12 protein-coding genes are annotated in these 11,555 nt (G+C 70.2%); 9 read left to right on the top strand and 3 right to left on the bottom strand.

The window, feature by feature from the left end; all coding sequences use genetic code 11:
- Positions 1 to 20: 20 nt before the first annotated feature.
- The 6 genes from QHF84_RS36605 (at position 21) to QHF84_RS36580 (ending at position 5,232) form a co-directional block, all read left to right on the top strand.
- Complete coding sequence (locus QHF84_RS36605; protein WP_281318172.1) at positions 21 to 260, top strand: hypothetical protein; 240 nt, start codon at positions 21 to 23, stop codon at positions 258 to 260.
- A 22-nt stretch (positions 261 to 282) separates the two neighbouring features.
- Positions 283 to 864, top strand: coding sequence for a hypothetical protein (locus QHF84_RS36600; RefSeq protein ID WP_281318171.1), 582 nt, complete (start codon positions 283 to 285; stop codon positions 862 to 864).
- 97 nt (positions 865 to 961) lie between these two features.
- Complete coding sequence (locus QHF84_RS36595) at positions 962 to 2,392, top strand: AgmX/PglI C-terminal domain-containing protein (protein ID WP_281318170.1); 1,431 nt, start codon at positions 962 to 964, stop codon at positions 2,390 to 2,392.
- A 194-nt stretch (positions 2,393 to 2,586) separates the two neighbouring features.
- Positions 2,587 to 3,165, top strand: coding sequence for a hypothetical protein (locus QHF84_RS36590; RefSeq protein ID WP_281318169.1), 579 nt, complete (start codon positions 2,587 to 2,589; stop codon positions 3,163 to 3,165).
- Between the two features lie 37 nt (positions 3,166 to 3,202).
- Entirely contained in the window at positions 3,203 to 4,642 is a 1,440-nt protein-coding gene (locus QHF84_RS36585; protein ID WP_281318168.1) for a hypothetical protein, read from the top strand.
- Positions 4,642 to 5,232, top strand: coding sequence for a polysaccharide biosynthesis/export family protein (locus QHF84_RS36580; RefSeq protein WP_281318167.1), 591 nt, complete (start codon positions 4,642 to 4,644; stop codon positions 5,230 to 5,232). The genes QHF84_RS36585 and QHF84_RS36580 overlap by 1 nt, the downstream gene beginning before the upstream one ends.
- Before the next feature lie 27 nt (positions 5,233 to 5,259).
- Here QHF84_RS36580 and QHF84_RS36575 read toward each other — a convergent pair whose 3' ends face one another.
- A complete protein-coding gene (locus tag QHF84_RS36575; protein ID WP_281318166.1) occupies positions 5,260 to 6,126 on the bottom strand; it encodes a DUF296 domain-containing protein in 867 nt (288 codons plus the stop codon).
- On the bottom strand, positions 6,123 to 8,117 hold the full coding sequence (locus QHF84_RS36570) for an OmpA family protein (protein WP_281318165.1): 1,995 nt from the start codon (positions 8,115 to 8,117) through the stop codon (positions 6,123 to 6,125). The genes QHF84_RS36575 and QHF84_RS36570 overlap by 4 nt, the downstream gene beginning before the upstream one ends.
- A gap of 183 nt (positions 8,118 to 8,300) precedes the next feature.
- Here QHF84_RS36570 and QHF84_RS36565 point away from each other — a divergent pair, with 183 nt between their 5' ends.
- Positions 8,301 to 8,918 (top strand): Maf family protein, encoded by a 618-nt coding sequence (locus QHF84_RS36565; protein ID WP_281318164.1) that lies wholly within the window; start codon positions 8,301 to 8,303, stop codon positions 8,916 to 8,918.
- A complete protein-coding gene (locus QHF84_RS36560) occupies positions 8,915 to 10,315 on the top strand; it encodes a hypothetical protein (RefSeq protein ID WP_281318163.1) in 1,401 nt (466 codons plus the stop codon). The genes QHF84_RS36565 and QHF84_RS36560 overlap by 4 nt, the downstream gene beginning before the upstream one ends.
- 272 nt (positions 10,316 to 10,587) lie before the next feature.
- Here the strand turns inward: QHF84_RS36560 and QHF84_RS36555 are convergent, their stop codons facing one another.
- Positions 10,588 to 10,839, bottom strand: a complete 252-nt coding sequence (locus QHF84_RS36555) for an addiction module protein (protein ID WP_281318162.1) — start codon at positions 10,837 to 10,839, stop codon at positions 10,588 to 10,590.
- Positions 10,840 to 11,196: 357 nt separating this feature from the next.
- Here QHF84_RS36555 and QHF84_RS36550 point away from each other — a divergent pair, with 357 nt between their 5' ends.
- Positions 11,197 to 11,460, top strand: coding sequence for a hypothetical protein (locus tag QHF84_RS36550; RefSeq protein ID WP_271918843.1), 264 nt, complete (start codon positions 11,197 to 11,199; stop codon positions 11,458 to 11,460).
- The last annotated feature ends 95 nt before the right edge of the window (positions 11,461 to 11,555 follow it).

Genomic DNA, 11,555 nt, shown 5'->3' with positions numbered 1-11,555 from the left:
GGTCGCGCATGCGGAGAGCGATGCTGATCCTCGCCGGGCTCGTGGTCCTCGGTTCGTCCGTACGAACCGCGGAGGCCCAAGAAAAGGACAAAAAACCTCGCGGCGCGATCACGCTGTCGGAGGTCACGATCACCGGCCGCATCGAAAAGCCGATCGCCGCTGTCGACGTGAGCCGCATCCAGCCCAAGCTCACGCTCGCCGAGCTCCGGCAGCCGTTCCTCGATCGCATCGAGGAGGCCATCTTCAAGGATCCTTTCTGATCCAACGATCCCGCCTCGACGCTTGATTCTCGCGCTCGGCGTTCTCGTCACCTCGGCCTCCGTGCTCCTCGCGTGGTCGCACCTCACGCGCGTCCGACGCGCGACCTCCGGCAAGACCGCCGAGCTCCTCGTCGCGCTGAAGCGCATCCCCATGCAAGAACGCGCCGCGGCCCTCGCCGCGCGTGCGCCGGAAGGAAGCGCCGAGCGCCGCCTCGCCGCGTTGATCGTGGCGTCCGACGAACCCTCCGACGACGCACGCAGCGCCGCCGTCGACGAGCTCCTCGCCGAGATCGAGCTCGCCCTCGAAGCGAGCGCATCCTGGCCCGGCGCCGCCACGCGCATCGCCGCCTATGGAGGCCTCCTCCTCGCGGTGATCACCGTCCTCCTGCGCCCCGGCTCGATCTCGTTCGCCGCGCCCGCGCTCCTCGTCCTCGGGCTCGGCGGCGCGGCCACGTGTGCGGCCCTCGGCCGGCGCGCCCGCGAGCTCGCCGACGACCAGCGAAGAGCCGTGGACGCGCTCGTCGACGCCCTCGGCCTGCGCGAGCGCATCGCCCCGGGCGCTCCCCCGCGAGCGCCTCGGCCGGGCCGAAGACGCGGTGCGTGAGCCGTGTGCTTTACCGATCTGCCGCCCTTGTGTACCCTTCCGTTGAAACTTCCGTGTCGGCTGGGCGTCTTCATCGCCCCAGGCGGAGGCCCTTTTCATGACGCAGACGACGACGCAGACGGGTTCCGGGACGAAGCCCGGTCAGATGACCGCGGTCATGCGGGCCATGAACCAGGCGACGGGCCCGAAGGTCCTGCGCGTCGGGGTCGTCCAGGGCGGCAAGGTGATCGAGGAGCGCATCATCAAGCAGCGCACCCACGTCACCATCGGCCCCAGCGAAAAGAGCATGTTCGTCACGCCGAGCAAGAACGTGCCGCCGAGCTTCCGGCTGTTCGAGCTCGTTGGAAACGAATACGCGCTGAACTTCCTCGAAGGCATGGCCGGCCGCGTCGCCCTGAAGACCGGCGTGAGTGACCTCGCCTCGCTGAAATCGCAGGCCAAGAAGGTCAGCTTCGGCCAGGTGCAGGCCTTCCAGGTGCCGCTCAGCGACGACGCCCGCGGCAAGATCGTCGTCGGCGACACGACCTTCCTCTTCCAGTTCGTCGCCGCGCCGCCGCCCCAGCCGAAGCCGCAGCTCCCCGCCTCGGTGCGCGGTGGGTTCGTCCAGTCGATCGACTGGACCACCACGATCATCGCGGCGTTCTCGTTCCTCCTGCACTTCGGCGCCGTCGGCACCATCTACTCGGACTGGATGGATCCGCTCGTGAACGACGAGGTCGACGTCGCGCAGATCCTCGAGACCGTGCGCAGCTTGCCCCCGCCTCCGCCGGTCGAGCAGCCGAAGGAGACCGACACGCAGCCCACGCCGGCCTCGACCGCGCCCGCCGAGGCGCCGAAGCCTTCGGCAGGCGCGTCCGCGGCGAAGGGCGCGGGCGGCGGCAAGATCAGCGACACGCGCGCGTCCGCGATCGCGAACGAGCTGAACCAGCTCGACATGCAGATGCTCGGCGCCCTGAACGCCGCGGGCAACGCGACGGCCGGCGTCCTCGATCGCGGCGACGTCCCGCTCGGCCTGCTCGACAACGCGGCCGCCTCGGGCGCGGGCGCGGGCCTCGGCGGCATCGCGGGCCTGAACCTCGGCGGCGCGGGCGGCGGCACGGTGCGCCCCGGCGCGGCCGGCGGCGGAGGACTCGCGAGCATCGGCGACACGCAGGCCGCGGCCGCGTCGAGCGCGCAGGGCGCGGCGAAGACGGTCAAGGGTCCGACGGGCAGCGCGAACGTCGGCGGCGCAGCGGTCTCCGGCGGCAACGTCGCGAACGCTTCGTCCGTCGTGGCCGGCATGGCCGCGGGCTTCCGACGTTGTTACAACCGAGGCTTGCAGGCCGACCCGACGATGAAGGGCTCGGTGCGCATCACCGCGAAGATCGGCCCGAACGGCGAGGTCCTCTCCGCGTCGCCTTCGGGCGGCGGTGGCCTCTCGGGCGACGTCATTTCCTGCGTCGTGGCGCGTGTCCAGAGCGCGCAGTTCTCGCCTCCCGAGGGCGGCGGCGCGACCGTCGTCATCCCTGTCTCGTTCGTCAGCCAGTGACCCTGCGCCTCGATCCTGCTCGCGTCCGGGGCGCGTGAATGTTCCTCCCCCGCGCCGCAACAGAACGTCCGAGAGACCCCCACGAGAGCCTCGCAAACGGCTGGATTTCACGGGGTTTCTTCGCCTGCTCGCGTTGACAGGTGCGCTTGCCCGCTTCTATAGTGACCCCGTCTGGCCCCCTTCGGAGGACTTCGATGCAGCGAGAACGGATGTTCGGCTTCGGCGCGCTTTGCGCGCTTTCGCTGCTCGTCGGGGCCGGCATCGCGTCCGCGCAGGCGCAAGGCGCGCCCCCTGCGTCGCCCGACACGAACGCGGGCCTTCAGCGTCAGGTCACGTTGACGCCCGCGCAGCAGCTCCAGGAGACGGACACGTACCTCGCCCGCATGGAGAGCGCGCGCAGCGTCGTGCGTCGCCTGCTCGAAGAGGCGCGCGCGCAGCGCGACGTGGTCAAGACGCTCTGCCTGAACGACAAACTCAACCAGATCGACGTGACGCTGCGCAGCGCGCGCGAGCGCAGGCAGGCGCTCGATCTCGCGGTGAAGCGCGACGACGCGGATCTGTCGTCCCACGAGTTCACGATCCTCGGCGTCCTGCGGCAGCGCGTCGAGCAGCTCACGGCCGAGGCGAACCAGTGCATCGGGAAAGACGCCGACATCCTCGGCGAGACGTCGACCGTCACGCAGATCGATCCCGGGATCCCCGACGATCCGGCGTTTTACCCGCCTCCCATCATCGTCCAGGAGCCGCCGCCCTCCGCGAGCGTGATCAAGTGACGCGTTGGTCCGGACCGCCCGAGCCTCACCTGATCCCATGAAGACGCGCGGCCTCGTTCAACGTTTGGGGCATCGGATCGCCTCGGGCGTCCTGCGCCCCAAGCCCCTGGCTGCGGCTCTCGCCCTCGCGAGCCTCGCGCCCGCCACGGCGTTCGGTCAGGACCAACCCTGGCTCGCCGATCGCCGCTTCACGGTGGGCCCGGGTTACCGCGTCGGCGACTACGAGCTGCACCCGGGCGTCGCGCTCGAGTTCGGCTACGACTCGAACTTTTTCATGCGCGCGAGCGAGGGCGATGCGCCCGGCGATCCCGTGGGCGCGATGCGCCTGCGCGTGACGCCGTCGTTCTCGTTCTCGACCCTCGGCCCGCAGCGCAAGGGCGGCTCCACCACGCAGGCCCTGCCCACGGCCGAGTTCACCGGCGGGATCTCGCTCACCTACAACGAGTTTTTCCCGGTCTCCGGCCCGCAAGAGGGCAAGGACCGGATGTGGCAGCAGCGCAACCTGAGCGGCCTGTTCGACGTGCGCCTGAACATCCTGCCCTCGCGGCCCTGGTCGGGATCGATCTACGCGAGCGTCGGGCGCCTCATCCAGGCCCCGCAGGAGAGCCTGCTCAACGACGCCGGCGACGGCTACGAGAGCTACAACCGCTTCACGCCGAACGTGGGCGCCGAGCTCGCGTGGAACCCGGGCAGCGGCCTGCTCGACTGGCGCATCGGCTACAACTTCGCCGGCACCGTCTTCGAGTCCAAGGACTTCAGCGGCCTGACGAACATCCACCACACCATCCAGACGCGGGGCCGCTGGCGCTTCCTGCCGCGCTCGGCGCTCCTCTACGACGCCCGCATCGGCATCATCCACTACCTCGATGCGGGCGCCAAAACGGGCTCGACGCCGCTCCGTGTGCAGCTCGGCTACAACGGCCTCATCACGAAGAACTTCGGCGCGCTGCTCATGGCCGGCTGGGGCGCGAGCTTCTACGACCCTCCCGCCGGCGATACGGCCGAGACCGTCGAGGACTTCGACAGCCTCATCGGCCAGGCCGAGATCCGCTACTTCCTCACGCCGAACCCGAGCTCCGATCCTCAGGCCGCGAGCACGACGCTCTCGTCCGTCTCGCTCGGCTTCACGCGCGACTTCTACGACGCGTACGTCGGTACGTTCTTCGAGCGCGATCGCGGCTACCTGAAGCTCACGTATTTCTTCGGTGGTCGCTTCGTCGTCATCGTCGACGCCGGCGTCGGCGCGCTCGTGAACCCGGCGATCCGCAGCCTCCCGAGCCCCGAAGAGCCCTGGACCGACATCCGCATCGACGCCTCGGGCTTCGCGGAGTACCGCTTCAAGGACGCCTTCGGCATCAACACGACGCTGCGCTACAACACGCGCATCAGCGACAACTGGTTCCAGATCCCCGAAGGCCGCGATTATCTCCAGTGGCAGCAATTCGAGGCCTATCTGGGCGCCCGCTGGCTCATGTGATGCGGAGGCGCGACCTCCTCGCGACGCTCGCGCTCGCCGCGCTTTTCGTCGCCTGCGGCGGACGCCCGCGCCCCGCGGATCTGCCAGCCCCCGTGAGCAATGCGACCGTCGGCGTGGGCGACGTGTTCGAGATGCGCATCGTGCGCGAGGACAACCTGCCCACGGCGTTCACGGTCGCGCCCGATGGCACGGTCGATCTGCCGTACATCAAGCGCCTCAAGGTCGCGGGGCTCGAGCCGCAGCAGATCGCCGAGGCGGTGCGCAAGCGGCTCATCGACGAGGAGATCCTGACCGACCCGATCGTGAGCGTGAGCGTGAAGGAGTACAACTCCAAGCGCGTCGAGGTGCTCGGCGAGGTGCAACGCGCGGGCTCGCTTCGCTTCGAGCCCGGCATGACGCTGCTCCGCGCGATCTCGCTCGCGGGCGGCTTCAACCAGATGGCCGCCCGCGACAAGGTCACGATCCGCCGTCAGGTTGGCGACAAGACGCGCGCCGTCGTCGTGAGCGTCGAGGACATCATCGACAACGCGATCCCCGACGTCCCGCTCCAGGCAGGCGACTCGATCAACATTCCGCAGCGTATGTGGTAGGTGCTCGACGCCCGGTTTGTCCGGGCGTCAATGCTTGCGGGACAAACGGAAGTGGCGCTTGCCCGTGGCGGGGTCGGTCGTCGGCGCCTCGATCTTGAGCATGCCGAGCGCGACCTCGCGGACGCGGCCGTCCTTCTCCTGCCGCAGCCGGATACGCTCGCCGTCGGAGCTCATGACCTCGCACTCGCCGAAGTGGAAGTGGCTCACGAGGTCCCCCGTCTCCGGGTAGACTTCGATGTCGTCGCGGTGCTGCATCGGCCGCGCAACCGGCGTCGGGGCCGAAGGGAGCTCGGCGGGCGCAGTCGGCGCGGCCGCGGGGAACGGGGCGGGTGCGCGGGGCGGCTCCGGATGCGTGATGCGCGGGGCAGGCGCCGCGGTGCGCGCCGGGGGAGGGGAGGGCGGCTGCGGTTGGGCCTGCGGCTGCGGTTGGGCTTGCGGCTGCGGTTGCGCCTGCGGCTGCGGTTGCGACGAGGCCGCTGCGGCGAAGGAGCGATCGTCGCCCTGTCGCACGAGTGCGACGTCGTCGAGCGCGGTCGCGAAGATTTCGAGCGAAAGAGCGCGCGCGGAAACGATCTCGCCGGCCACCGTCTGCAAGCCGAACGGGCTCTCCTGCACGAGCGTGGCGTAGAGCCGCACGCTCACGGCCGCGCCCTCCTGCGCGATGTTTCCCGTGATCGAGACGGCCATCACGGGCGCGTCGATCCGCCGCGTCACGCGCGCGCCGTCCGCGTCGACGCTCGCGAGCTCGACGCTGTCGAGCACACCCGTTCCCGACAGACGACCGGCCTTGGCGGAGGCCTCTTCGAGCGCCTGCGCGAGCGCGCGCGGCAGCTCCTCGCCACTCTCGGCCCTGACGACGAGATGGCGAATACCCTTCGATTCGACGACGTTCATCGACGCTTTCCTCGTTTGTCCCGCTGCACCGTGATCTCGAACTGCGGCACGTTCGCAGCGCGCTTTTCCCCCGAATCTCCCGTCGCCGCCGTGATGCGATCCGCCGGCAGGCCAGCGGCCACGAGCGCATCCTTCACGGCGATCGCTCGCTTCTCGGCGAGCTCCTGGGCCTTCGGCGACTCGTCGCCGGCACGGTCGGCATATCCCTCGATGACGATGGTGGCGAGGGGAGCGTGGCCGAGAGCGAGCTGCGCCATCTGCCGCAGCATCTCTTCCATCGGCTTCGCCAGATCCGCCTTGCCCGGGGCGAACCGCGCGGGCGTCTCCGCGACGATGCGATCCCCCGACCAGCGCACGAGCGACTTCGCGCCCGCCTCGGGGCAGCCGTCCGCGTCGTCCTTGCCGTCGATCGTCTCGGCCTGGAGCGGGCACTTGTCCGCCTTGTCGGCGACGCCGTCCTCGTCGTTGTCGACCTCGGGGCAACCGTCGTCGTCCTGGAAGCCGTCGAGATCCTCGCGCGCGTCGGGGCATTGATCGGCCGCGTCGAGGACCTGATCGAGATCGTTGTCGGGATCGGGGCAGCCGTCCTCGTCCTTGAAGTTGTCCTTGTCCTCGGCGCCGTTCGGGCAACGATCGACCTTGTCGAGCAGCCCGTCCGCGTCGTTGTCGGGATCGGGGCAGCCGTCGCCGTCCTGGAAGCCGTCCTTGTCCTCGGCCTCGTTGCGGCACTGATCGGCCTCGTCGAGCACGCCGTCTTCGTCGTCGTCGGGATCGGGGCAGCCGTCGTCGTCCTTGAAGCCGTCGACCGTCTCGGCCGCGTCGCGGCAGCGATCCTGCGTGTCGGGGATGCGATCCTTGTCGTTGTCGGGATCGGGGCAGCCGTCACCGTCCTCGAAGCCGTCGCGATCCTCGGCGACCTTCACGCACTTGTCGTCGCGATCGAGCACGCCGTCGCTGTCGACATCGCGGCCCGTGGGCGCGTAGCGCGCGGCGAGGCCGAAGCGGAAGCGCGGCGTGGTGACGGCGGCCTCGGACGAGAAGGGGATCGGGCCGCCGCCGGAGAGCGTGAAGGACATGTCGCCGCCGAGGATCGGCGCCGTCGTCGCCGAGAGGATCCACTCCGCGGGCACGAACGCGGGGCTCTGGGGCTCGTCGACCGTGCGCGCGGGCGGGAGCTGCGAGGCGAAGTTGTACAGGACGAACGCCTCGCCGGCCGCGGTGAGCCACCCGTCTTGCAGGATGTCGAACGACGCGCCGAGCGAGCCGCCGAGCTGCGAGCCGACACGCGCGTTCGCCAGGCGCGACTCGCCGCGAATGCGCGCGCTTGCCTCGAGGCCGGCCTCGAAGCGGCCGCGGCGGTACGACGCGAGGACCGACGGAAACCACGTGATCGTCCGGCCGCTCGCGAACGCCTGAGGATCGCCCGCGGGCACGGCGAGCTCGAAGCGGCCGATGACACTCGCGCCGTCGGCGCTGCCCGCGCGAGGTCGCGGCAGGATCGACGCGGCGAAGCCGAAGCGCACGTCGCGCATCGAGCTTCGGGGCAGCTCGGCGTCGCTCGCCGTCGCGATGCCGACGCCCGTGCCATCCTGGTAAAACGTGATCGGCACGGCGGCCGTGAGCTCGAGTCGATCATGCACGCCGAGCGACCACAGGAAGGTCGCGTTCACGGCGTTGTCGACGACGGGCATGATGGTCCCGTCGGGATCCGTCGACGCGACGCGCAGGCCGATCGGCCGCGAGAGATAGCTCAGCGCGAGCCCGAACGAAGCCTTGCCGGCGGGCGCGAGCACGGGCGTGCCGAGCGAGAGAAACGGCCCTGCGCCGGCGTGGACCCAGAGGTTGTCCGCGTTGATGCAGCCGGAGAGCTCGGCGCGCGGATCACACTGCGCGTGTGCGTCGTCGGGCGCGATCGTCAAGGCGGAGGCGGCCGCGAGGAGCGAGCCGATCAAGCGGAGGCGGTGGGGCTTCTGGGCAGGAAGGAATGTCATGGCAGGTCGGTCCGGGCCCGGTCCCAGCGCCTTTCATGCCCGCGAGAGGCGGACGCGTCCGGCGTACGGCGCGCTGCACGTCTACTCCTTTCCCGTCCGGAGTCAAAACGGCAAACGCGGCGACCCTCCCATGTGGATGAAGCCGTGGTAGGACAGGCGCGCCGCGAAGGCCCGGAACCCGCCATGATCGACGAAACGCACCCCTTGCTGCTGGGCTCGGCGTCGCCGCGGCGCCGCGAGATCCTCGGGACGCTCGGCCTGCCTCTCCGGGTCGTCTCCCTCGACATCGACGAGCGGCTCCGGCCGGGAGAAGGGCCGGGGCCCTACCTCGAGCGGATCGTGGCGGACAAGCTCGCCGCAGCGACGCCACACGCGGTGGGCGTGGGCGCGGTGCTCGTGGCCGACACGTCGGTGATCCTCGGCGAGACGGCGCTCGGCAAGCCCGCGGACGATGCCGAAGCGCGGGCCATGCTCACGTCCCTCGCCGGGCGCGAGCACGAGGTCTGGACGCGCTTCGCGATCGCCTCCGGCGCCGATCCCACGCGCCCCATCCACGCGGAGACCGTGCGCACGCGCGTCTTCTTCCGCGCGCTCGACGCGGACGAGATCAAGGCCTACGCCGCGACCGGCGAGGGACTCGACAAGGCCGGCGCGTACGCGATCCAGGGCATCGGTAGTTTTGCCGTGGCGCGCATCGAAGGTTCGTACTCCAACGTCGTAGGCCTGCCTGCGTGCGAGGTGATCGCCGCCTTGCGCGGCGCGGGCCTGCTCGGGCGTTTCCCGCGCCCCCCGGTCGCGTGACGTCCGAGCGCGCCTCGCCCCGCTCGCGGGACACCTGGATCGTGCTCGCGGCCGCGCTCGTCGCGCGCCTCGCCGTCATCGCCTGGGCCGCGTCGCGCTTCCCGCCGACGGCGGACGGCACCTTTTATCACCGCATCGCCGAGCGTGTGGCCAAAGGCCTCGGCTACACGTGGCTCTGGCCTGACGGCGTCGTCACGTACGCCGCGCATTACCCCGTCGGATACCCCGCGCTCATCGGCGGGGCGTACGCGATCTTCGGCGCGCATCCGGGCGTCGCGATGGCGCTCAACGGTTTGCTCGGCGCGCTCGCGGCCGTCGCCGTTCATCGCCTCGCGGCGCGCGCAGCTCCCCCCGGCGCGGCGCTCGCGGCGGGCCTCGTCGTCGCGCTGCATCCCGGCCTCGTCGCGTACACGCCTGCGCTCATGAGCGAGGGCGTCACGGCTTCGCTCGTCGCGTGCGCCGCGTGGGCGGCCGCGTGGGTGCGTGACGTCGTGCCTTCGGGCGCGCGACGTACGATCGCGGCACGCACGGCGCTCCTCGGCATCGTGGTCGGCCTCGCCACGCTCGTTCGTCCGCAGAGCCTCGTCTTCGCGCCGCTCTTCGCGTTCATCGCGGTCGCGCCGATCACGGGCCGTCGCGCGCGTGCGCTCACGATCGGCTTCTCCGCGCTCGCGACGGCCTTCGCGCTCGCCGTGTGCCTGCCGTGGACGATCCGCAACTGCGAGCGCATGAACCGCTGCGCGCTCGTCAGCGTCAACGGCGGCTGGAACCTGCTCATCGGCGCGGATCCTGCGTCCACGGGCGCGTGGTCGCCGATCAAGGTCCCCGACGCGTGCCGCGAGGTCTGGGACGAAGCCGGCAAGGACGCCTGTTTCGGCCGCGCGGCCACGCTCTACATCACCGAGCACCCGGGCGCGTGGCTCTCGCTCGTCCCGAAGAAACTCGCCGCGACCTTCGACTACTGCGGCGCCGCCGGCTGGTACCTCCACGAATCGAACGGCGCGGCCTGCGGCGACCGCTGCAAATTCGGCCTCGGCGTGGCCGAAACGCTCTACGAGCGTGGCGTGCTCGCCCTTGCGCTCGTCGGCCTCGCGCTCTCGAGGGCGGCGAGCCGCGCCCGCCGCATCGCCACGTGGGCCGTCGTGGGCCTCGGGCTCGTGTTTTTGTTCCAGGTGCACGCGTGGGTCGCCTACGCGGCCCTGGTCGTGGCGGCGCTGATCGGCGGCCGCTCCCTGCTCCGCGGCCCCGTTCTGCCCGTGGCTGCGGTGACCGTCCTCGGCGCGACGCTGCTCACGCACGCAGTGTTCTTCGGCGCCGGACGCTACGGGCTCGTGACGTTTCCGCTGATTGCGGGGATGGCGGGGCTCGTGTTCGCGCGACCTAGAATGCGCGCTTGAGCCAATACATAGGGTGTCGCCGTGCGTGGGGGACGCCGAGCACGAGCACGTGCTCGGCGTGAACCTCGAACGCGACCGCGTAAGGAAACCGATCGACGAGGGCTCTGCGAATGAGCGTGGGACCGCCTTCCGTACCGGGCCAAACCGGAAACGACGCGGGGGCTTCACGCACGCGTTCGATCACCCGCGAGACCGCGCCGACGAACTCAGCCCCGAGCCCGGGCCGCTGCTCGTCGTACCAGAGGGCCGCTGCGCGAAGCTCGCTACGTGCGTCAGAATGCAGCTCGACGCGCACGACGCTCCGTAAGCTCGTTCAGGAGTTCCGTCTGCGCGTCTCCCCACTCCATGGTCTGGACCTTCCCCTCTGCGAAATCGCGCGAACGGCGCTCCAGCTCGGGTGCCCACGTCGCCGCGACTTCCTCTTCGTCGAGGATTTCCAAGCTGAGGAGAAGCGCCTCCACGACCTGCACCCGCTCTTCGCGAGGGAGCTTCAGCATGTACGCGAGCAGCTCTTGCGTGGACATGGGAAAAAGGTAGCACGGCTCGGGCACGCAACGCACGAAGTCCTTCGCAAAAAGCGGGCAGTTTCAGCATTGCGGGTTCGCCCCGGGTCCCCGGACAAACGCCTGCACGAGGTCGCCGCTGCGTACGCATCCCTGCCTCCCGTCGGGCTCTCCGCGCTGATCCCCCGACGCCCGGGGCACCCGCAGGACCCGATCCCCGTGCGATTCCGTACGCTTCTGCGTAGTCCGGGGCCTTGCCCACGTTCGCCCCCGACAGCCCGATCACCGCGACTTTGACACGCTCCGCAAACCCGAGCATTCTTGCGCCCGAGGGTTCTACCAGGAACCCCCAGTTCGAGGTTCGGAGGAGACGACCCGATGCCCCTGATCGAGACCGAGGAGGCCGCCCGCCGTTTGGCGCGCGCCATCGCGAGCGACCTCTCGCTCTACAACGAAGAGAAGATCGTCCAAGGGATCCAGAACGACGATCTCTTCACGGTCCTCGCCGAGGAGATCGAGGAGGGGCGCGCCCTCTACAAGAGCCGCGTCTCCCCCGAGCTCTACGCCAAGAACTTCTACGACCGTGCCATCGTCGACATCCTCGTGAAGTCGAAGGGGCACGTGAAGTCGAAGATCTGGTGACGACGCCTGGATGAACTGCGCATCGCGCAGTTCATCCACCTTCGGTCCAGGCCGTGCCAGGCCCCTGGTCCAGGGGCGGACAACCCCTGGTGGGG

This window comes from Polyangium sp. y55x31 (assembly GCF_029946505.1).
Taxonomy (GTDB): Bacteria; Myxococcota_A; Polyangia; order Polyangiales; family Polyangiaceae; genus Polyangium.
This window is presented reverse-complemented; position numbering and strand designations above follow the sequence as displayed.

Bases quoted from the DNA above. Each gene is read 5' to 3' on its own strand.
- QHF84_RS36555 (WP_281318162.1), bottom strand. From the start codon at position 10,839: ATGTCCACGCAAGAGCTGCTCGCGTACATGCTGAAGCTCCCTCGCGAA.
- QHF84_RS36565 (WP_281318164.1), top strand. From the start codon at position 8,301: ATGATCGACGAAACGCACCCCTTGCTGCTGGGCTCGGCGTCGCCGCGG.
- QHF84_RS36595 (WP_281318170.1), top strand. From the start codon at position 962: ATGACGCAGACGACGACGCAGACGGGTTCCGGGACGAAGCCCGGTCAG.
- QHF84_RS36585 (WP_281318168.1), top strand. From the start codon at position 3,203: ATGAAGACGCGCGGCCTCGTTCAACGTTTGGGGCATCGGATCGCCTCG.
- QHF84_RS36550 (WP_271918843.1), top strand. From the start codon at position 11,197: ATGCCCCTGATCGAGACCGAGGAGGCCGCCCGCCGTTTGGCGCGCGCC.
- QHF84_RS36590 (WP_281318169.1), top strand. From the start codon at position 2,587: ATGCAGCGAGAACGGATGTTCGGCTTCGGCGCGCTTTGCGCGCTTTCG.
- QHF84_RS36580 (WP_281318167.1), top strand. From the start codon at position 4,642: ATGCGGAGGCGCGACCTCCTCGCGACGCTCGCGCTCGCCGCGCTTTTC.
- QHF84_RS36605 (WP_281318172.1), top strand. From the start codon at position 21: ATGCTGATCCTCGCCGGGCTCGTGGTCCTCGGTTCGTCCGTACGAACC.
- QHF84_RS36570 (WP_281318165.1), bottom strand. From the start codon at position 8,117: ATGACATTCCTTCCTGCCCAGAAGCCCCACCGCCTCCGCTTGATCGGC.
- QHF84_RS36575 (WP_281318166.1), bottom strand. From the start codon at position 6,126: ATGAACGTCGTCGAATCGAAGGGTATTCGCCATCTCGTCGTCAGGGCC.